Genomic DNA, 20,290 nt, shown 5'->3' with positions numbered 1-20,290 from the left:
TTTGAAAAAGAGCTCATTAAAACTTTTTATAAATCGTATCTTTCTTATAAATGAACAAAATTTATTTTGATGAGTCTGGGACAATTATAAAAACAGTTGGGCACAACCCCAACTGTTTGACTATATATGCACTACTTTTTTCGGTTTCATCTTTGCAAGGCGTAATAGATAAATAATAAAGACAACCCCCAGTAAGCCTGCCCCCGATAAATAGACAGAAGCATAGCCTGCCTGTACAGCTACCATTCCTAAAATATACGAACCTAGTGCGATACCCAGGTCAAACATCGTAAAATAGGTTGCTGTTGCATAGCCGCTTCGTTGAATGGCAGTGGATTGAACTGCTAATGCTTGTAAGCTAGTCGTTACAGCTCCATAGCCAAAGCCTATAAAAATAGCAGCACTTAAAAATAACATTGGTCCTTCAACAAATGCTAGCATGACTAGACCGATGGCAAAGGAAATAATGCCAGGAATAATGACAAATTGCGGTCCCTTCGTATCGTAAAGTTTTCCTGTATATGGACGTGTAATGAGCATTGCCGCTGCAAATACTGCATAAAAGAGACTAGCTACAGCCATTAAATCCTTTTGCTGTGCATAGACCGATAAAAAGGATAGCACACTGGCATACGAAAAAGCGACGAGGCTGGCAATTGCTGCAACAGGAAGCGCCTTACGCTCAAATAAATCATTCAATTTAAAAGTTAGTTTTCCTTCATGCACTGGCTTCGGTAAATCATCTGTATTGACCGTTAATGCTAAAATTCCTCCTGCTAGAATACATATACTCATGACTATGAATAAGACATTAAAGGTACTATATTGAATTAATAATAAGCCGATAAATGGTCCAATGACGACAGCTAGATTCGTAGACATCGTAAAGTAGCCTAGCCCCGCCCCTTTTCGTTTAGCAGGAACGATATCAGCCGCTAAAGATCCTGCAGCTGTTGTGATAATACTAAAGAAAATCCCTTGAATAAAGCGAAGACCAAGTAAAAGTCCAAACGGATGAATAAATAAATATAAAACGGTACAGATAAAATAGCCCACTATAGATAGGACTAACAGTTTTTTCTTGCCAAAAACATCTAATAACTTACCTGAAAACGGGCGTACAATAATAGCTGACAATAAAAAGCCTGACAATAATAGGCCCGCTTCCTTATCTGTCTGATGTAGTTCACCAATCGCATAGAGTGGTAAAGTCGTTACAAGTCCATAAAAAACAAAAAATACAGAGATATTCGTTAAAAAGAGGCTAATGAAACGCTTCGTCCATATTTGTGTATTTTCTTCTTGCTGCATGTCCATCAACCTTTCATTTTTTCCAATAACTTCAGAAATTGCTGCTGCTCCTCAACAGTTAAAGAGCCCACCATTTCTTCCTCAAATGCTAATATGGTTACGGTGATCGCTGGTAAGCGCTCCTCCCCTAGAGCGGAAAGAGTCACAATTTTTTCTCGCTTATCCTCTCCATCTAATCGTTGGACCCAGCCCAATGTTTCTAGTCGTGTAATAGCTCTTGTAATACTGGGCGCTTCCACATTTAAATATTTCCAAATTTGTGTTAAGGTCATTGGCCCGTTTTTATGTAAGCAATATAAAATGGCCCATTGGGAGCTATATAAATGATGTTGCTTTAATACTTCATTTAAGCAGTTCGTTAAATACCGACTTTTTTGGAATAAAGCATGAAATATTGGATTCATATTGTTTACCTCCTGCGAATTTATTTACCTAGTTAAATAAATACTATACGCTTCATTTTTTTCTTTGTAAAGCAAGGAATTTGGAAAGGTAACCCTACTGTAAGCAGGAAATTTTTTGCAAGTGTCGAATAAAACTTAGTAGATTTACAATGTAAAGGAGATGGAAGCATGGGGAAAAAGGTTTTAATACTCGCAGGAGATGCAGTAGAGGCTTTAGAGATTTTTTATCCTTATTATCGTTGTCTTGAAGCAGGGTATGATGTCACAATTGCAGCACCATCCGCTAAGAAATTACAAACCGTATTACACGACTTTGTAGAGGGTGTCGATACATATATCGAGCGTCCTGCTTATGGATTAGAGGCCCACGCTGCTTTTGCTGCTATTGATCCAACACAATTCGATGGGCTCATTATTCCTGGTGGACGTGCACCTGAATACATTCGTTTGAATGAGCATGTCCCAGCACTAGTAAGCCACTTCTTTGAAACGAATAAACCAATTGCAGCCGTTTGTCATGCAGCGCAAATTTTCGCGACCATTCCTGAAGTGCTAAAAGGGCGTGAGCTAACAGCCTATATTGCCTGCAAGCCTGAGGTGCAGGTGGCAGGAGCAACTTACATTGATGCCAACCTTCACACAGATGGTAATTTAATAAGTGGGCATGCATGGCCTGATTTACCAGGCTTAATGCGTGCATTTATTCAAAAGCTAGAGGGTTAAAGAACAAGGATGCCTAAAATAGGGCATCCTTATTTTATGAAGTACTTTCTTGAAATTCAATTTTTTCTACTTCCTGCGTTGTCGTTTGGTAGCTGATTCTGACATGAACACCAAATTCCTTGTCAGGCTGCTTGAGCCAAAGCTTAAATTTCTCAATGGTTGATGCCCCCTGTACTTCCTTGCCCTCATGCAAATAATCCACAATTTTAGCCGTAGGATATTTCGCCTTTACCTCTTTGATAGCCAGCTGTCCCCATTTTGCATAAGCTGGTGTTTCTTGTTGTGCATTGGCAACCACTGGTATTTGTATAAACATAGCTAGAGAAACAAAAAGAAGCCCAAGTAAATAAAATTTTCTCACTTGAATCACTCCCTTTTTGACTGTATAAAGCAGCACAAACAGTAAAAAATAAGAGCTCCAAAAGACTTTGGAGCAGCTTGTGTTTATTGCTTTGGCTGTTGGGGATTATTATGAATGACCTGATTAAATTCTGCTGAATATTCCTCACGATCATTCTTTTTGTGTGTATCTTCCTTCTTTTTCTTTTTAAAGCTTGTCTTATTCTTTTTTGCCATGATTTGTACCTCCACTATTTTGTTTTATTCGACTGTTGGTTTTTATCATGATTCGTTTTATTGTTTTTATTTTTAGCCTTTGCATCAAATTCTGCCGCGAACTCTTCATTCAAGTTATCATTTGGGTTGTTATTATTGCTATTACTTCGATCGAGGTCTTTGCTTTTGTAAGTGCCAAAAGGATTATGTGTTCTCATATTCATGGTTTTACTGTTGTTTCGATTATTACGCTTTCCCACGTAGCTTCACCTCCTACTACCTAATTTGTTCAGTTCGAGATGTTTTCATGTAGGTAAGTTTCTTCGCTATTTGTAAAAAAAATGAACATGATCAATTTGATGTTAAATATATATCGAATAATCGGAATATTATGTATAATACAGGAGAACAAAAGGAGAAGTAAGGTTTAAAACTACAACAGGAATGAGTTATGACGAATGGTATATAATACCAATTAATTCTTCGACACCAATTGATTATCTTAAAAATCCCAATGGTGAGATTTCTCATGGTTATGTATTTACAAGCGTTTGGATTAAATGATGGTGTTATGAATGGATTATGTAAAAATCGTTAGTAGAATGGAAGCTGTTAATAGTAGCTTACGGAGGCGTTATCAATACTTTCCTAGCTTAATTTTTAAATGGTGGAATAGGTTCAGGTAAAACAAAATTGATAAATGCTTATATTAGTAATATTGAATTTGTAGATGCTAACTGGCAAATTGATCATCTACCCCAATGCAGTAACGAAAGCGAAATATAATTTCTAAATTAATAGGTTGAGTCATTTTCTTCTTTATTCTGGCAGTTTGTTAATGGGAAAATTAAAAAAATAAGTTGAGGTGCAAATATGCTTTTAAATGACTATATGAATGAAAATTTTCCTTCCTTACTTCTTAGACCACCTTTGTTTTATAACTGGGAAATTGGCATACGGTTCGAACTAGGGGTAGAGCGAGCTAGAGAATACGATTATGAAGATCGTCTTTATATACAGGAGGTTTATAAAAGGGCTGTCACGCTGTTTGAAGCACTACATTTACAAGACGAGGAAATTTTTATGGTAGTAGATATCAATGATCTTGGAGGTAGAAAAACCTATCAGCACAAAGCGAGAATTTTTTCTCCATATATCTATGATAAATCAGTCTTATATAAATTGAAGCATACAGAAATGTCTTCTATTTTCCCCGAAGATGATGAGGACGGAAAATATAAAACACATAGGTTTACACTTGCATGTAAAACATCTGATTTGAAGTACATTCCATTGTTAAAAGCAGTATGTAATCAAGATTTAGGAATCCAACCAAGTATTTTTCATAGGATATATTTTTTAAATATCAAAAAGAAAACCATTTTTCACGTTTACGATGATAGAGGCTGTGATTTACTTGCTACCTCACCTGAATCTATACGAGACATTTATTATACATACAATGACTGGATATTAGATTATGATAAAGACAAAATAGATAAAGTGTTTAAATAACTTCTTATTGTAGTTGAATAACAAAGGACATAACTAGTTGTCATACAATATGTTATGTCCTTAAATCGTTAGACAATTGTATATTCTGTAATATTAAGTAATGCTCCGACAGCACCAGAAAAGCCATGGTCATTAATAAAGACAGGTGTATGCTTTTTCGTGCGTGTATAATTTGCAATCACTCGGGTAAGATGATCATTATTGCTTAATGTGGAGCCAATATAAACGATATGCTGTGCATTTTTTTCCTCCGCATATTGAATGCTGAGTGTTGTAATGACTTCGCCTACTAGTCCTTGAACGGTCGCAATAATATCCTCAGCAGGATGCTTTATCGACTTTGTAATGCCTACTTTCCCAAAATTACTAGCCGTTAAATGACCGTCAATCGGTGTATCCATGCCTTGATAAATATCCTTGACCAATAAATCGATTCCTTCACGATTGCCATTGGCAGCCATTTCACGGATTTCATTGTAATCTGTAATGCCCGTTGTAAGCGCTGACAAACCAATTAGTGTCCCACCACCAACGCCTGTCCCACCAACGCGAATATGTGTATTACCTTCCATATAATGAATGGACGTACCTGTCCCAATATTGGTAATCATACTGCGCTCAAAAAAGTAGCCTTCTTTATTAAGCAAAAATCGGACACCCTTTAATGTAGCTTCAAATTCCACTATATAATGAATCGATTTCATTGTTTTAATGACATCAAGTAATTGCTCTGTACGTCCCCCCGTAACACCAATATCCTCAATATCTGGATGATCAATAATCCATTTTGTGACAGATTGCAAATCATTCGACGGAAAGGTTGTTAACACAAGTTCATTGTCTTGATCTAAATAAGCAACCTTTGTCAATGTGCCGCCTGCATCAATACCTATAGCCTTTGGCATACAATTCTCCTTTGTTTTTATTACGTAATTTTCTCATACTATGATGACGGTTTACGCTATGATTCAGGCAATTCATCAAATTCATGCCCTCTTTGGTATCCAGGATTTTGCAAGGAGTTATGTATGCCAAAATCCTGACTCCTGATTTTGTTCGTACAAAAGCTAAACGCTCAGTACAGTCCCCCAAATCGTGTAATGACATTTTGCCCTTTCTAAACTTTAACGCTGTTGAAATGATTGTGCAATAACTTCGTACACTTTCTTGAAAAAATCACGAAAAATATCAAAATTTATCTAATCAATAGCTGTTTTTTGACGAATTTCTAAAGCTTTATCATCATTCTACTAAAAAAACAAAAAAAGTGAAAATGCACTGCTTGAACAGGCATTTCCACTTTTCAATTACTATATTTAACTAGCGTGCTGAATAGCCACCATCAATGACAAGCTCGGCACCCGTAATGTAAGAAGCCTCGTCTGATGCTAAAAATAAAATAGCATTTGCTACTTCCTCTGGTTGACCAAGACGCCCCATTGGTGTAGCTCTTACTAACATATCCATTGCCTCTTTTGCTTCTGATAATTTGGCTGTCATTGGTGTTTCGATGACACCAGGGAATACCGTGTTCACACGGACATTGAAAGCACCAAGCTCTGAAGCTGCTGCACGAGCAATCGCACGTAAAGAACCTTTAGAGGCTGTATAGGCATTAAAGCCTGCCCCAATAATCGCTGTGTAAGACGATGTATTAACAATGGAGCCTTTGCCTGCTTCTTTCATATAGTGCGCAGCATGTTTAATACCAAGAAATGGTCCAAATGCATTGATATTATGCATAATTGACCAGTCTGCCTGTGTAATTTGATCGGGTCCTTTTTCGGATGAAATACCAGCATTGTTAATTAAAATATCAATGCGACCATATTTCTCGACAATGGCTTTCGTCACTTCTGCCCAGTTTTCGTCAGAGGAAACATCTAATTTCATTCCCTCTACATTTTCTAGCTCAGAAATTTTTGCTAAGTTTTCTTCATTAATATCAGCTGCAATTACTGTAGCACCTTCTTGTGCAAACAGTTTAGCCATTGCTGCACCCATACCAGAAGCGCCGCCTGTAATCATAGCAATTTTATTATTTAAACGTCCCATTTCATTAAACTTCCTCTCATTTGAAATTGATGTAGCTATACTAGTATAAATCCACTCTTATTGACCACCATAAAAGTATAGATTTAAATAGTTTACTATTAAACTATATCATTTATAGTAATCGTTTTCAAAGAATATCTCTCTAAATATGAACAATCTGTTTTATCTTTCCCTTTTTTTACGATACGATATACTATAGATATGGAACCATTTGAACGGAGGAATACAAGTGAACGAACAAAAAAGACTTTACAAAGAAGCGATGCAGGTTTTAAAAGATACAAGCCGCACGTTTTATATACCTATTACTTTTTTAAAAAATGATTTAAAGATATCGGTGGCTGCTGCCTATTTAGCCATGCGTGCCATTGATGAAATTGAAGATCATGAACAGCTTTCGAATGATGTGAAATTTAATTTATTGTCCGCAACAAGTGAATTATTAAAGGACACATTTAATAAAGAAGCTTATCAAGCATTATTAGCACCTTATGCCGATCAACTGCCAGAAGTATCCCTTCGATTAGCAGATTGGCTAACATTTTGCCCTGAGGAATCGCGAAAAATTGTTCAGGCTTCCACAAGCGAAATGGCTTTTGGTATGGCCAAATGGGCAAAGGCCAATTGGCAAGTGCATACACGCGAGGATTTAGATGATTATACATACTACGTGGCAGGGCTTGTAGGGACGATGCTGTCTGAGCTTTGGGCGTGGGGTGCCAACGTTCAAACTGATCGTGAGCTAGCAATAGGCTATGGTCGTGGACTCCAGGCTGTTAACATCTTACGTAATCAGCATGAGGATTTAGATGAACGTGGTGTCAACTTCGTGCCTGATGGCTGGACACGCGAAGATTTGTTTGTCTATGCTGAAGAAAATTTAGCCAAAGCAGACCTCTATATGAAAGATATTAATAAACGTACCATTCTGCTATTTTGCCGCCTACCACTTGCCTTAGCCCACAAAACGTTGAAGGCGATGCAAGAAGGTCGAGAAAAAATGACGCGCGCCGAAGTAGAGCAGACTGTGGAAGAGGTACAAGCTGACTAACATCAAAAGCCCCAGTAAACCAATACTGGGGCTCTTCTTAATTTATATCGAATCTATAAATTTGACAATCAATTCATAGCTCAAATAGATGGACAGCATCGAAAGCAACATAAGTACGATCCCTTCCACCTTGCTACCCGTTTTCGTTGTAAGTGGAAAACGAATGGATACAGTCGCTGGGAAAAATAGTTTAACGCCCTTTTTTGTACACATATCAAGCAGGATATGACTAGCCATCCCTATAATAATCCCAATGGAAATTGCTTTGTAAGGAACTAAAGTATGTAACGCCACCATAACGAACAATAGGAAAAGCAAACTATGTGTAAAGGAACGATGTCCAAACACTGTATTAACCAGCTTCGCTAGGATGGGAAATGTTCGACCGATTTTACTACCTCTATGACATATATCTGGAAGTAATGCACCGATAACACCTGCCCCTACTAAGACAAGTGGGTTATCATTTGAAAACTGTGCAAAGGCGAGACTTGCTGTGATGCCCCCAACAATATGGGTGTTCCCTTGCATAAATTACTTCCACTCCTTCTCTCTCTATTTTTTCCTTCTTACTGTACCATAATTCCGCCCGAAAGGGAACGTACATTCCGAACATACGCTCGAAAATATTTTTCAACTCATTATTTGTATAGCGATATAGAATATGGATAAAAATAGGGATGGAGGTTATATATGAGAGCTTATAAAGGACTACTTTTTATCTTTTGCATAATGGGCACTAGTGCTTTCCTTTGGTATGCCGCTACACCTATGGAGCCCATCCACCCATTGAACATACTAAGCCATCTCATTGGAGGCTTAGCCATGACTAGTTTATTTCTTGTGTTCTTATTAGCTACCAGAATGAAACTGTTAGAGCGTTGGTTTTCTAGTCTTGAGCATGTTTATTTTTATCATAAATTACTCGCAATCCTTTCACTTGGATTCATCCTCTTGCATGGTCAGTTGCAAAAAATGATTCCTAATGAGGCAGTCATACAAGAAACCTCACTAAAAGACTTCGCTAATGACCTTGGTGAGCTTGCCCAATATGGCTTTATTGCCCTGATTGTCCTAGCGTTCATTGCAAAGTTTTTAAAGTATGAGCATTGGCGCTGGCTACATCGTTTACTACTTGTACCTTATACTTTCGGTATTTATCATGCTTATTTTTCTAGCCAATATGATTTATTACAGCCTTCTCCTTTAGGCATTTTCACAGCACTGACAACAACGATTGGTTTTATGTCTGCTCTGTATATGTTGACAATGTATCAAGATATGTTCTTTCCATATACAGGTCATGTTTCAGCCATTCAAAAGCTGAACGCCCATGTGATTGAAGTTGAACTGACACTCACAAAAAAACTCGACTATCGACCAGGACAATTTCTCTTTTTAAAAATTTTTCAAGAGGGTATCGAAAAAGCGCCACACCCCTTCTCTATTACTGGTGGTAATGGCGAACAAATCACGGTAACAATCAAAGCCATTGGAGATTATACGAAACAGCTCTACAACGATCTTCAATTCAATACACCAGTTGCCATAGCTGGGCCATATGGTCATTTTGACTTTGATCGAGTGGCCAATCAGCAAATTTGGATTGCTGGTGGCATGGGCATTACACCTTTTCTTGCCTATTTACAAACAAAGCCTGATAAGAAAATTGACTTGTATTATTCCTTCCATGGTCAAGACAATGCCATCTACAAAGATTTTCTACAGAGCTATGCTCGAATGAACGATCATTTCACTGTCACCTTTATTAATACAGCTCATGAAGAAAAGCTATCCTTCCATCAGCTGTCACTATCTGCTGAAACAAGTGTTTATATTTGTGGACCCCCAAAAATGATTAAACAATTCAAATCGGCTCTGCCTACAAAAAGCGTGGAGTGGGAAGCTTTTTCATTTAGATCCTAAAAAGGCGTACATCTTCCTATCGATGTACGCCCTACTATTAGACAGTAAATTCAGCTGTTTCTTCCTGCAAATTTTGAGCAAGCTGTGCTAACTGCTCAGAGGCTACAGCCATTTCATTCATGGTGGAGGCTTGTTCCTCAGTGATGGCCGAAACATTTAATGTATGATCATTTGTTGCCATCGCCTGTTGGTTAATCATCTGCACTTGTGCTGTCACTTCCTGCAAGTTTTTAAAAGCATCTGCTGTTGTATTACTCGTTTCTCGTATCGTCATCTGGAGCCCTTCAATGGCACTAGCAATCGTATCAAAGGTAGTACCTGCTTGCTGGACAGAACCAATACCTTGGTGAGCAATTTTTCGACTTTGCTCCATCATGTCCACCGCCTCATTCATTTGGTCCTGAATCGTCAGCACGACCTTCGCAATGTCTAAAGAGGCTCTACTTGTCTGTTCAGCAAGTGCTTTAACCTCACCAGCTACAACGGCAAAACCTTTTCCTGCCTCGCCTGCTCGTGCCGCCTCTATAGCCGCATTGAGAGATAATAAATTGGTTTGGTCAGTAATAGCAGAAATAAGCTGACTCATTTGCTCAATTTGAGCGGATTGCACCTTCAGGCTACTCACCAGATTAGCACTGCTGTCTACCTGTGCATGAAGCTGGACAATGTCATCCACAAAAGCCCGTATTTTTTGCGAGCCCCCTGTAGCTAGATGAGAGGTTGTTACCGACTGTTGCACTGCCTCTTGTAAATCGTCCATGGCAGTCTTCATGTCATCACCTAATTGTGTTGTGACACCTGTTAATTGACCACTCACCTGCTGCTGTGAACTCGTATTTTCAGCCACATTTTGCATAGAAACAGCTACTTCCGTCACGGTTTTATTGACCTCTTGTACACTGGCTGTTAATTCTTCGGCAGTGGAGGCAACTGTCTCCGTTTCAGCAACAATGCGCTGTATCATAGACCCTAACCCTTCCACAGACTCATTATAGTACTGTGCCATTTCACCAAATTCATCCTTTGTATGAATGGCCATTTGTTTCGTTAAATCACCCGTAGCAAGGTAGCCTAAATATGTATTCATCGTTTTCACTTCCGTACGTATATAGCGAGCAAGGAAATAAATAATGATGGTGATCAGGGCAATAAGCACCACACTAATCACGATTTGCTGCTGAAGCATCGCCTGTACCTCACTGTAAAGCTCATCTGTAGGAACAAGTAAAACCAATTTCCACGGCATGTTCTGAATTTGCTGATATTGTAGCGTAAAGTCATTCCCATCAATCGTTGTCTGTATTAGCTTTTTCTGCTCAGCTAGCTGCTCAACAGGAATATTTAAAAATTGCTGAATCGTCTCTTTATTTACTTTATCTACATCAGGATGCGTTAAAAAATTCCCACTATCATCTATTAAAAAGGCATAGCCACTCTGTCGAATTTGCACATCAGAGACAATGGATTGGATAGAATCTAACACATAATCCCCTGTAATAACCCCCACTGGCTTAGAATCTTTCACAATTTGTGTGCCAAATGAAATAAACATTTCTCCTAAAGCCTCATCAAAATAAGGTGTTGTATGGACAATGCTATTCGAGTGGATGCTGTTGCGGTACCATTCCTGCTCATGAAAATGATAGGCTGGATCTTCATACGTATCCGTAGAGACAATTTTTTCTCCTTCTTTATAGGCATACGGGCCAAAAATTTCCCCCTTTGCCACATCCTCCTCTAGCCATAACCTCATACCATAAGTTTCCTTATTGTATGGCAATAGCTGCTGTACATAGCGAATAAATTGCTCTCTCGTCATCATACTGTCAGCTGATTCTATCGTTGTCTTTGCACTATAAATCAACTGAATATGCGCATGTAATTTGCTCTCAACAGAGCCCGTTACATCATCTGCCAGTAAAGACATTTCATTTTCAATAGAGCTTTCAAGTTCATGTGATACACTCAAATAATTAAGGAAGGACATACCACCTAGAAAAACAATAACAATAGGAATAAGTATCCCTATTTTTGCCATAATCTTTAAATTTCCCAATAGTTTTTTCATCTGTCTGTCACTCCATACCTGTTATTTTTGCTCTATTTACCTTCTAGTATAAATGGATTACCTCTATAAAAATATATTTTTTTGTAACTTTTTAAATGATAGGCAGATAATAAATCCTGTTTTCAAGACTCTTTAATTCGAGCAATTTACTTGGAAAATGAATGCGTTTATCGTATAGTAAAAAACGCATCATATAATGAAGGAGACAAAAAATTATGACAGTGACAAAAAGTTCTTTAAATAAAATTATGCATGAACGTAAATCTGTTCGTAAATACGACGAAAACTATAAAATTCCACAAGAGCAATTAGAACAATTACTTGTAGAAGCGACTTCTGCTCCATCATCTAGCAACCTACAACCTTGGCGCTTTTTAGTAATTCAAGACGAGGCAATCAAAAAAGAATTACGTGCCATCGCAAACAATCAAGAACAAATCGAAACATCCTCAGCGATTATTGCCGTTTTAGGCGATACAAAAATGTACGAAAATGCCGAGGCTGTTTATACGAAAAACTTTGATCTTGGTTATATTGATGAAGCAACCAAAGATTTAATGATCAATAACTCGATAAACTTATATTCTCAGCTTCCACAAGAAGTGTTAAAGAATATCGTTACATTTGATGCTGGTCTAATTTCTATGCAAATTATGCTTTTAGCAAAAGACATGGGCTATGATACAGTCCCAATGGGCGGATTTAATAAAGAAGCCTTCGCTCAACACTTTGCATTAGAAGACCATATCGTACCCGTCATTTTAATTGCGATTGGTAAAGCAGCAGCTCCTGCATATAATTCTTCTCGTATTGAGCTAGAGCATATCGCTAAATTCATTTAATCCAAGTAAAAATGCCACCCTATATTTTAGTAGGATGGCTTTTTTTAGAATTCAATGGCATGTTCTGACCTTCTATCATCATAGGATAGTAATGTTTTGTATAAAGCAAATGAAAAACACTAAAAATGGTTCTCCAAAACTAGCACAATAATTTTCACAAGGATATTTTTTGCTTTTTTTGTATTTATTACTCAAAAAATCATCATCAAAGACTTAAAAATAAATTATATTCTAGTACATTCGTGCGATTTCTACTAAATATTACATTAAATTCGTTGTAGCTTAAACAGGCTAGGCTTGTTATGATTAGTTGGTATTTTCAAATGAAGGGAGGTTTCACTGATGTATAATTACGATAGTTCTTATTACTCTAATGATTGGGATGCAGCTATGGGTGGTCTGTTTATAATACTTATTTTAGCAGCTCTTGTTCTTGGTTTAATCGCCTACATTATTAGTGCACTCATTTATTTTATGACGTCTAAAACAAATGGTTTTGGAGATGTAGCCTATATCGCTTGGATTCCTATTATTAATGTATACAGTCTTTTCCTACTGACTGCTGGTGGGGATAATCGGGAAACGGTACGTGCCACAGCGTTAAAAAATACGCTTATTTATGCGGGCATGTTCATCGTTTCGTTTATTCCATTTCTCGGCATACTCGCTTCTCTAGGTATGGTAGGCTTTTCAATTTATTTCATGTATCGTCTATTCTATCGCTGGTGTGGCGAAACAGGTAAGGCTGTACTATACACAATTTTAACGGTTATTACGGGCGGATTATTCTTTGCCATTTACGGTTTAATGCGTATGAACAAACCATTCGTTGCCGCTTAATACAACTTGTTAAACCTCTTTATGCCTTCAGGCTAAAGAGGTTTTTTGACGTAATCTCACCTGATAATGTCGCATGGATTTAGGAATCCCCTTTAATTCAAACTCCCCACTATAGACTAAAGTTCGAATTCTATACTCTAAAAAGAAGATATTTGGTGGTTCTTCCATTCTTACAAGTAGCTCTGAAAGGAATACGCCTGTTTGTATAAAATCGATACTTCCTTGTTCCTGATGAAGTTGTCCTAGCATCGAAATAATGACGGAATCATAGTGATTCTCTGACACTCCTTGTATTCGCTGATGCCGCCATAAACGGCATACATCCTTTGTTTGGGCCAAATCTTGCCATTGCTGTTGAAACATCAGGTGTTCTTTAGTAGTCAATGGCTTGTTGTCATATAGCGCTATGTCCCATTGACGATTAATCACATTCTGTTCACCCGTGTTAATGAGCATGATGTCATTGCTTTTATCGCGCAATAAACAAAGGAAAAAACGAAGGCCACATTGTTCTTCTGCATTATGTCCATACCAAATATAGATGGGTAGATGACTTGGCATATCCTGTATTTCTCTTATCGCATTCTTAAAATGATTGTCATTGACAAAATCGTCCAACCCATCATTTATATTTTCCCTTAACCATTCATGACGAAATGCCTGTCCTCTTTCTTCATCGAGTTTCCAGAGAGGGCCGATCGACAAATCCTCTGGAAACCCGATAACATATTTCGGTGGAGCAAGGGCCCCTCGTAAAGAGCCAGCTACAGCTTCAGAGCAAACAATATGTACCGCTTGTGCAGTAGTTGTGATCATGACCTGCTGAATATAGTCATTAATCATTTCTACAAAAAAATAAAGCTGTTCCTGCTCCATCCAAAAGGTCCAACCCTCCTGTGGCTGACGTTGTTCATGGTGAAAAGCTGTAAATGATTCAGATGGCTGTAGTGCATAGCTCGACCATTCACCCTTTTCCATCACATCTGCAAGCGAGATATATTCAAATGTTTGAATTTTATATACCAATACCTGATTTGGTTTGTACAAAAAATAAATATATGGATAGTGCATGATTGTTTCCATCTGTACAGTCCCCTTTTTATTGTATCTTAATATTAATATCTTCCAATATTTTTCAAAATAGCAGCTAGCTATCATCCTAAATATGATATTATTATAGTTAGAAAATTTAGAATTCAAAACGAAAGGGATTGATGAATGTGTATGAAAATATTTTAAGACACCCAGGGCCAACGCCGATACCAAAAAGGGTTCAGTTGGCGATGAATCGGGATATTTTTAGTCATCGGAGTCAAGAATTTGTAACGTTATACCGAGAAACAATCGAATTAGTAAAACCTGTTTTTGGTACGACACAGGACATCTTACTTTTGCCATCAGGTGGAACAGCTGCCTTGGAGGCTGCGGCAGTCAATACCGTCACTGCGGGTGATGAAGTTGTGGTCATTACCGTTGGAGCATTTGGTGACTATTTCGTGTCCATTTGTGAGCAATATGGCTTCCATGTACATAAGCTTGAAAAAGAATGGGGACAAGCTTGCACAGCCGAGGAACTACGAGCATTTTTACAGCCATTGCACAACGTTAAAGCCGTTTTTGTTACGTACAATGAAACATCTACAGGCATTATAAACCCCGTTGCTGACTTAGCGCAGGTAATCCGCGACGAAACAGATGCCCTTGTTATTGTAGATGGCGTAAGCTGTATTGGTGGTGCCCCTGCTGAAATGGATGCTTGGGGCATCGACATTTTGGTGACAGGCTCTCAAAAAGCTATGATGCTACCTCCAGGACTTTCCCTTATCAGCGTCAGCGAAAGAGCTTGGAAAGTCATTGAGGACAATCAAACACCCGCTTACTATTTAAACTTATTAAGCTATCGAAGCTGGGCCGAAAAGGGCATGACGCCAAATACCCCAGCCATCACACTGATCTATGGATTGCACGAAGTATGTCAACTGATTGAGCAGGAAGGCGGCTTTGCGCGAACTGTAGATCGTCATGAACTTATGAAAAATATGGTACGTAGCGCTATGAAAGCCTTACACATTGAGCTATTAACAGAGGACCAATACGCGTCACCAACCATTACAGCAATCAAGGCCCCTCAAGGAATCGATCTTGGCGAATTTTTAGCCCATCTGAAACAGCACTATCATCTAGATTTTGCTGGCGGGCTTGGTCATCTACAAGGGAAAATTTTCAGATTCGGTCATATGGGCTACTGCTTCCCAAGTGACATTTTACAAGCCGTTTCCCTAATGGAAGCTGCCCTCCAAGACTTCTCCTACGATTTTGAGCCAGGGGCAGGCGTCCTTGCTGCACACGAAGTATTTCTAGCAGCACAACGCAAAGCATTGCAACGTTAAAACAACCAACAGGTGGAGAAAAATTTCTCCACCTGTTTTTTTGGTTAATTTTGAAATTGCAGTGAGCGGTGTTCTAATTATACTTGGTGAGGGCTTTTCCTTTTTTGAGTGAGGTAACATCTTGGCGAGCATTGTGACCTTCTTTTTGAACGGTTCAGTATACTTCTTGTGCACTTGACTCTCCTCTTGAGCGGGTCCAGTACATTTTACAGGCATTCCCACTTCCTCCATCAAAATGGAGCGAATCTACTACCATCATCCCCCCAATCAAAACAAAGCACTGCCTTTAATCCAACTCCCTGCTCTTCGCCAAATAAGCGGCACGCATTGTGGCAGGGACCATACTGCCACCTGTTGCCCACACAAGATGTGTGGCTTGCGATAGGTGGCTAACGAGGTTGTGCTTTTCGAAATAGGACGAACCTTTTTGGAGTAAGCGGATAGCGCCAAACATTCCGGCATTTGCCGATGGTTCTAAAAACAATGCTTCGCTGTCCATAGCTAACCCTAATGATGTAAATAATTCTTGATCTGACACTGTATAGCAGCCACTTATATAGGTTTCCATCACTTTGCCAACAAACTTGGATGCACGACCAACAGCTAGACCATCTGCTTCTGTTTTATTGTCAAGGCCAATATCCTCCACACTAATGGCATCATGTAAACCAGTCATTAGACCAATCGTCATACAAGGAGAGGCGACTGGCTCAGCAAAGAAAATATGCACATGCTCGCCGAATATTTCCCGTAATCCATAGGCCACCCCCCCTGGTCCTCCACCGACACCACATGGTAAATAGACGAACAATGGCTGCTCTTCATGGACTGTAATATTCTTCTTTTCTAACTGGTCTTTTAATCGTTTTGCGGCTACTGCATAGCCTGCAAATAAATCCTTTGAATTTTCATCATCAATAAAATGACACATCGGATCTTGCTCAGCTTCTTGTCGACCCTGTTCTACGGCTACACTGTAATCAGCCTCATATTCAATTACAGTAGCTCCCTTCTCTCGGAGCAAGGCTTTTTTCCATTCCTTAGCATCACTCGACATATGTACAACGACATTAAAGCCGAGCTTCTTGCCCATAATGCCGATACTTAAACCTAAATTACCTGTGGAGCCTACTGCAATCGTGTATTGCTGGAAAAACGACTGGAATGCCTCTGTTGCTAAAAGTGCATAATCATCCTCTACTTTGAGCCTTCCACTTGCCACCGCTAGCCTTTCTGCATGTTTTAATACTTCATAAATCCCACCTCGTGCTTTGATTGAGCCTGAGATGGGTAGCGCATGATCGCATTTTAATAGCAGGTGACCTGGTATAGACACACCGTATTTTTGTTCAAGTGCCTTTTTCATCGCTGGAATCTCCTGAATCGTGGATTCAATTAGGCCATCACTTTCTACGAGCTCAGGAAATGCCACTTTTAAATAAGAAGAAAATCGTTGTAGTGTGTTTTCCGCATCCTCGACTTCGGCCATAGTAAAGAGTCTTGTTTCTGGATTTTCCATCCAATTTGTATTTTCCCACAATACAGTTCCCTTATTTGCTATTTCCTTTAGCTGTGGATATTGCTGAAATAGTTCGCGTTTACGTTCATTTTTCACCTGTAGATTCCTCCATTTTATGAGCTAAAATTGCTCGTTCACAAATTTGTCGAAATTTCATTTCAAACGAATTATTGTTTTCTTGTGTCCTTTTTTTAGGTCCCTTTGTTCTTCCTCCTGCCCGTCTAATTTTTTGACCAACATGACGCATATCGAGCAAACGTTCGATATTTTCATCAGACATTTCTCGTCCATTTTGATCAATTGGATAGCCTCCTCTTGCTAAAACCATTGCAGCTAATCCGTAATCCTGTGTTATAACAATATCGTGTTTTGAAAGCGCGTTCACTAGCGTAAAATCAACTGAATCTGGACCTTTGGGTACAATAATTGTTATTACATTATCACGTTCCACCCGATGGGATGTATCGCAAAACAAGATAGTTTCAATCTCAAATTCAGATGATATAGATAGCGCCAAATCCACGACTGGACAAGCATCTGCGTCAATTAGAACCTTCACAATAAAGCATCATTCCTTTCTCATAATTAGATAAATCACTTCAAATAAAATTATTTTAATATATTATTTTCGTAACCTCTCTTGCTCAATTTTTCACAAACTTAAAAAGTATTTTATTGAATAGTTTGAAAAATAGATATACGATACACCTATCAACTAAATGGGGGTTTTAACTATGACAATGACAACTGTTAGCAACGAGCAATTAGCAAAAGAATACGTAGATGGCGTATTTGAGCAACTTAAACAACAGAACAGTCATCAAGCGGAATTTTTACAAGCAGCTGAAGAAATTTTCATCTCATTAGTACCTGTATTCACACAGCATCCTGAATATATCAAGGCCAATATTTTATCTCGTATCGTGGAGCCAGATCGCATTATTTCTTTCCGTGTAGCATGGCAAGATGATCACAACCAAGTACAGGTAAATCGTGGTTATCGCGTTCAATACAGCAATGTAATGGGACCTTACAAAGGCGGTCTTCGTTTCCACCCTTCCGTGAATGAATCCATCATTAAGTTCCTAGGCTTTGAGCAAATCTTTAAAAATGCTTTAACAGGGCAACCAATCGGTGGTGGTAAAGGCGGTTCAAACTTCGATCCGAAAGGCAAATCAGACTCAGAAATTATGCGTTTCTGCCAAGCATTCATGACTGAATTATACCGTCATATTGGTCCAGATGTCGATGTTCCTGCTGGTGATATTGGCGTTGGTGCTCGTGAAGTAGGTTATTTATGGGGCCAATATAAACGTTTAACAAAAGCAAATGAATCTGGTGTATTAACAGGTAAAACGCCTGGCTATGGTGGCTCTTTAGCACGTAAAGAAGCAACAGGTTACGGCACGGTTTATTTTGTTAATGAAATGCTAAAAGATGCGAACGATTCATTCCAAGGAAAAACAGTAGTTGTTTCTGGTTCTGGTAACGTTTCTACTTATGCGATTGAAAAAGCACAACAATATGGTGCAAAAGTGGTTGCTTGTTCGGATTCTTCAGGCTATATCTTTGACCCAGAGGGCTTAGATCTAGAAGCTATTAAAGAAATCAAAGAAGTTAAAGGTGACCGTATTTCAACTTACATTAATTACCGACCAAATGCTACTTTTACAGAAGGTTGTACAGGTATTTGGACAATTCCTTGTGACATTGCCCTACCATGTGCTACGCAAAATGAAATTAACGGAGAGTCAGCTCGTACATTAATTTCAAATGGTGTTAAAGCAATTGGTGAAGGTGCAAATATGCCATCAGACCTTGAAGCCATCAATGAATTCCTAAATGCAGGGGTTTTATTTGGTCCTGCAAAAGCGGCGAATGCTGGTGGAGTTGCTGTATCTGCTCTTGAAATGGCACAAGATTCAAGTCGCGTATTTTGGTCATTTGAAGAAGTAGATGCGAAACTTCACCAAATTATGAAAAATATTTATACAGATAGTAAAGCAGCAGCTGAAAAATATGGCTTCCCAGGGAACTTAGTAGTTGGTGCAAACATCGCTGGCTTTATCAAAGTAGCAGATGGCATGCTTACTGAAGGTGTCTATTAATAACATTCTTTTTTAACAGTTTCCTAACATTTGAATTGGGAATATTCTTAATTTCACGCAAGATGGTAACGAACATTCGTTATCATCTTATTTTTTATTAGAAATTTCGTTATAAAACATATAAATAAACGTTTTAAACGAACGTTTTTGTTATTAAATATTTGAAATATTCGTGTTATAATTTTGGAGTACTATGAAATATTGGAGGTTTTTTTGTGGAATTATTGTATACAGGTAAAACAAAAAATGTGTTCAAATTAGAAGACGGCCATTATTTATTAAAATTTAAAGATGATGTTACAGGAGAAAATGGTGTGTTTGACCCAGGTGCTAATACTGTTGGTTTAACGATTGACGGTGCGGGCTTAGCTGCTTTGCGCTTAACTTCTTATTTCTATTCGAAATTAAATCAACAAGGTGTACCTACGCACTATGTTGACGCAAACTTTGAGGATGCCACTATGACCGTGAAACCAGCAACTGTTTTTGGGAAAGGTTTAGAAGTCATTTGCCGCTTCAAGGCAGTCGGTTCATTCTTACGCCGTTATGGTGCTTATGTAAAGGAAGGACAGGAGCTGGACTCTTTTGTGGAAGTAACGATTAAAGATGATGATCGTTTAGACCCCCCTATTTCTGAAGATGCTTTAGCGATGTTAAACCTGTTAACTCACGAAGAATACGCCATTTTAAAACAAAATACAATTGAAATTTCAAAATTTGTGGCGGCAGAGCTTGCTAAAAAAGGCTTAACACTGTATGACATTAAATTAGAATTCGGTCGTGACGCTAAAACAAATGATATTTTATTAATTGATGAAATTTCTGGCGGTAATATGCGTGCTTACAAAGGCGAAGAATATATTGAACCGTTAGAGCTTGAAAAAATGATGTTAGCTGAATAATAGAAGCAATTATGAAAAAGAGTCGGCTGCGGCTCTTTTTTTATTTTTGACGAAACTTTTCCTTCCACCACTCGTATATTA

Annotated in this window: 21 protein-coding genes; 9 read left to right on the top strand and 12 right to left on the bottom strand. The window is 38.4% G+C overall.

Annotated features, from left to right (window positions below; translation table 11 throughout):
* Positions 1–120 precede the first annotated feature (120 nt).
* Both NV349_RS08040 and NV349_RS08035 read right to left on the bottom strand, forming a co-directional pair.
* Positions 121–1,311, bottom strand: coding sequence for an MFS transporter (locus tag NV349_RS08040; protein WP_374110932.1), 1,191 nt, complete (start codon positions 1,309–1,311; stop codon positions 121–123).
* A 5-nt stretch (positions 1,312–1,316) separates the two neighbouring features.
* Complete coding sequence (locus tag NV349_RS08035) at positions 1,317–1,715, bottom strand: MarR family winged helix-turn-helix transcriptional regulator (protein ID WP_036118202.1); 399 nt, start codon at positions 1,713–1,715, stop codon at positions 1,317–1,319.
* Positions 1,716–1,883: 168 nt separating this feature from the next.
* Between NV349_RS08035 and NV349_RS08030 the strand changes: the two genes are divergently transcribed.
* Complete coding sequence (locus NV349_RS08030) at positions 1,884–2,438, top strand: DJ-1/PfpI family protein (RefSeq protein WP_036118205.1); 555 nt, start codon at positions 1,884–1,886, stop codon at positions 2,436–2,438.
* 34 nt (positions 2,439–2,472) lie between these two features.
* Here NV349_RS08030 and NV349_RS08025 read toward each other — a convergent pair whose 3' ends face one another.
* The 3 genes from NV349_RS08025 to NV349_RS08015 form a co-directional block, all read right to left on the bottom strand.
* Positions 2,473–2,799, bottom strand: a complete 327-nt coding sequence (locus NV349_RS08025) for a DUF3889 domain-containing protein (RefSeq protein ID WP_036118210.1) — start codon at positions 2,797–2,799, stop codon at positions 2,473–2,475.
* Between the two features lie 83 nt (positions 2,800–2,882).
* Entirely contained in the window at positions 2,883–3,014 is a 132-nt protein-coding gene (locus tag NV349_RS08020) for a hypothetical protein (protein ID WP_255358822.1), read from the bottom strand.
* A gap of 14 nt (positions 3,015–3,028) precedes the next feature.
* Complete coding sequence (locus NV349_RS08015; RefSeq protein ID WP_004269369.1) at positions 3,029–3,253, bottom strand: hypothetical protein; 225 nt, start codon at positions 3,251–3,253, stop codon at positions 3,029–3,031.
* 613 nt (positions 3,254–3,866) lie between these two features.
* Here NV349_RS08015 and NV349_RS08010 point away from each other — a divergent pair.
* Positions 3,867–4,508, top strand: a complete 642-nt coding sequence (locus NV349_RS08010) for a DUF3885 domain-containing protein (protein ID WP_058844673.1) — start codon at positions 3,867–3,869, stop codon at positions 4,506–4,508.
* A gap of 68 nt (positions 4,509–4,576) precedes the next feature.
* On the opposite strand, the gene coaW is transcribed toward NV349_RS08010, so the two are convergent.
* Both coaW and NV349_RS08000 read right to left on the bottom strand, forming a co-directional pair.
* Positions 4,577–5,413, bottom strand: coding sequence for a type II pantothenate kinase (gene coaW, locus NV349_RS08005; RefSeq protein WP_036118221.1), 837 nt, complete (start codon positions 5,411–5,413; stop codon positions 4,577–4,579).
* 415 nt (positions 5,414–5,828) lie between these two features.
* Positions 5,829–6,563: an SDR family NAD(P)-dependent oxidoreductase gene (locus NV349_RS08000; protein ID WP_271912894.1), complete on the bottom strand. Its 735-nt coding sequence runs from the start codon at positions 6,561–6,563 to the stop codon at positions 5,829–5,831.
* A 229-nt stretch (positions 6,564–6,792) separates the two neighbouring features.
* Here NV349_RS08000 and NV349_RS07995 point away from each other — a divergent pair, with 229 nt between their 5' ends.
* On the top strand, positions 6,793–7,614 hold the full coding sequence (locus NV349_RS07995) for a squalene/phytoene synthase family protein (protein ID WP_089932545.1): 822 nt from the start codon (positions 6,793–6,795) through the stop codon (positions 7,612–7,614).
* 42 nt (positions 7,615–7,656) lie between these two features.
* On the opposite strand, the gene NV349_RS07990 is transcribed toward NV349_RS07995, so the two are convergent.
* A complete protein-coding gene (locus NV349_RS07990) occupies positions 7,657–8,145 on the bottom strand; it encodes a metal-dependent hydrolase (protein WP_101966840.1) in 489 nt (162 codons plus the stop codon).
* A gap of 294 nt (positions 8,146–8,439) precedes the next feature.
* Here NV349_RS07990 and NV349_RS07985 point away from each other — a divergent pair, with 294 nt between their 5' ends.
* Complete coding sequence (locus NV349_RS07985) at positions 8,440–9,540, top strand: ferredoxin reductase family protein (protein ID WP_271912891.1); 1,101 nt, start codon at positions 8,440–8,442, stop codon at positions 9,538–9,540.
* Between the two features lie 37 nt (positions 9,541–9,577).
* Here NV349_RS07985 and NV349_RS07980 read toward each other — a convergent pair whose 3' ends face one another.
* Positions 9,578–11,608, bottom strand: a complete 2,031-nt coding sequence (locus NV349_RS07980) for a methyl-accepting chemotaxis protein (RefSeq protein ID WP_271912889.1) — start codon at positions 11,606–11,608, stop codon at positions 9,578–9,580.
* Between the two features lie 215 nt (positions 11,609–11,823).
* On the opposite strand from NV349_RS07980, the gene NV349_RS07975 reads away from it, so the two are divergent.
* Positions 11,824–12,450, top strand: a complete 627-nt coding sequence (locus NV349_RS07975) for a nitroreductase family protein (RefSeq protein ID WP_036118238.1) — start codon at positions 11,824–11,826, stop codon at positions 12,448–12,450.
* A 342-nt stretch (positions 12,451–12,792) separates the two neighbouring features.
* Positions 12,793–13,290, top strand: a complete 498-nt coding sequence (locus NV349_RS07970; RefSeq protein WP_230593752.1) for a hypothetical protein — start codon at positions 12,793–12,795, stop codon at positions 13,288–13,290.
* Positions 13,291–13,317: 27 nt separating this feature from the next.
* Here NV349_RS07970 and NV349_RS07965 read toward each other — a convergent pair whose 3' ends face one another.
* On the bottom strand, positions 13,318–14,373 hold the full coding sequence (locus NV349_RS07965) for a DUF1835 domain-containing protein (RefSeq protein WP_089932554.1): 1,056 nt from the start codon (positions 14,371–14,373) through the stop codon (positions 13,318–13,320).
* Positions 14,374–14,510: 137 nt separating this feature from the next.
* On the opposite strand from NV349_RS07965, the gene NV349_RS07960 reads away from it, so the two are divergent.
* Positions 14,511–15,680: a pyridoxal-phosphate-dependent aminotransferase family protein gene (locus tag NV349_RS07960; RefSeq protein ID WP_271912885.1), complete on the top strand. Its 1,170-nt coding sequence runs from the start codon at positions 14,511–14,513 to the stop codon at positions 15,678–15,680.
* Between the two features lie 286 nt (positions 15,681–15,966).
* Here NV349_RS07960 and NV349_RS07955 read toward each other — a convergent pair whose 3' ends face one another.
* Both NV349_RS07955 and NV349_RS07950 read right to left on the bottom strand, forming a co-directional pair.
* Complete coding sequence (locus NV349_RS07955; protein WP_271912884.1) at positions 15,967–17,295, bottom strand: D-serine ammonia-lyase; 1,329 nt, start codon at positions 17,293–17,295, stop codon at positions 15,967–15,969.
* A complete protein-coding gene (locus tag NV349_RS07950) occupies positions 17,285–17,758 on the bottom strand; it encodes a YaiI/YqxD family protein (RefSeq protein ID WP_036118254.1) in 474 nt (157 codons plus the stop codon). The genes NV349_RS07955 and NV349_RS07950 overlap by 11 nt, the downstream gene beginning before the upstream one ends.
* 175 nt (positions 17,759–17,933) lie before the next feature.
* On the opposite strand from NV349_RS07950, the gene gdhA reads away from it, so the two are divergent.
* A complete protein-coding gene (gene gdhA / locus NV349_RS07945) occupies positions 17,934–19,307 on the top strand; it encodes an NADP-specific glutamate dehydrogenase (protein WP_271912882.1) in 1,374 nt (457 codons plus the stop codon).
* Between the two features lie 215 nt (positions 19,308–19,522).
* Positions 19,523–20,209 (top strand): phosphoribosylaminoimidazolesuccinocarboxamide synthase, encoded by a 687-nt coding sequence (locus NV349_RS07940; protein WP_271912881.1) that lies wholly within the window; start codon positions 19,523–19,525, stop codon positions 20,207–20,209.
* The last annotated feature ends 81 nt before the right edge of the window (positions 20,210–20,290 follow it).

Source organism: Lysinibacillus sp. OF-1, from assembly GCF_028356935.1.
GTDB classification, from domain to species: Bacteria; Bacillota; Bacilli; order Bacillales_A; family Planococcaceae; genus Lysinibacillus; species Lysinibacillus fusiformis_D.
Note: the sequence above shows the minus strand (reverse complement) of the source record. Positions and strands in the feature narration are given on the sequence as shown.

Excerpts from the sequence above, each read along its gene's own strand:
- NV349_RS08035 (WP_036118202.1), bottom strand. The coding sequence starts at position 1,715 with ATGAATCCAATATTTCATGCTTTATTCCAAAAAAGTCGGTATTTAACG.
- gdhA (WP_271912882.1), top strand. The coding sequence starts at position 17,934 with ATGACAATGACAACTGTTAGCAACGAGCAATTAGCAAAAGAATACGTA.
- NV349_RS07965 (WP_089932554.1), bottom strand. The coding sequence starts at position 14,373 with ATGGAAACAATCATGCACTATCCATATATTTATTTTTTGTACAAACCA.
- NV349_RS07975 (WP_036118238.1), top strand. The coding sequence starts at position 11,824 with ATGACAGTGACAAAAAGTTCTTTAAATAAAATTATGCATGAACGTAAA.
- coaW (WP_036118221.1), bottom strand. The coding sequence starts at position 5,413 with ATGCCAAAGGCTATAGGTATTGATGCAGGCGGCACATTGACAAAGGTT.
- NV349_RS08000 (WP_271912894.1), bottom strand. The coding sequence starts at position 6,563 with ATGGGACGTTTAAATAATAAAATTGCTATGATTACAGGCGGCGCTTCT.
- NV349_RS07985 (WP_271912891.1), top strand. The coding sequence starts at position 8,440 with ATGACTAGTTTATTTCTTGTGTTCTTATTAGCTACCAGAATGAAACTG.
- NV349_RS08010 (WP_058844673.1), top strand. The coding sequence starts at position 3,867 with ATGCTTTTAAATGACTATATGAATGAAAATTTTCCTTCCTTACTTCTT.
- NV349_RS07990 (WP_101966840.1), bottom strand. The coding sequence starts at position 8,145 with ATGCAAGGGAACACCCATATTGTTGGGGGCATCACAGCAAGTCTCGCC.
- NV349_RS07980 (WP_271912889.1), bottom strand. The coding sequence starts at position 11,608 with ATGAAAAAACTATTGGGAAATTTAAAGATTATGGCAAAAATAGGGATA.
- NV349_RS08020 (WP_255358822.1), bottom strand. The coding sequence starts at position 3,014 with ATGGCAAAAAAGAATAAGACAAGCTTTAAAAAGAAAAAGAAGGAAGAT.
- NV349_RS08040 (WP_374110932.1), bottom strand. The coding sequence starts at position 1,311 with ATGCAGCAAGAAGAAAATACACAAATATGGACGAAGCGTTTCATTAGC.
- NV349_RS07970 (WP_230593752.1), top strand. The coding sequence starts at position 12,793 with ATGTATAATTACGATAGTTCTTATTACTCTAATGATTGGGATGCAGCT.
- NV349_RS08030 (WP_036118205.1), top strand. The coding sequence starts at position 1,884 with ATGGGGAAAAAGGTTTTAATACTCGCAGGAGATGCAGTAGAGGCTTTA.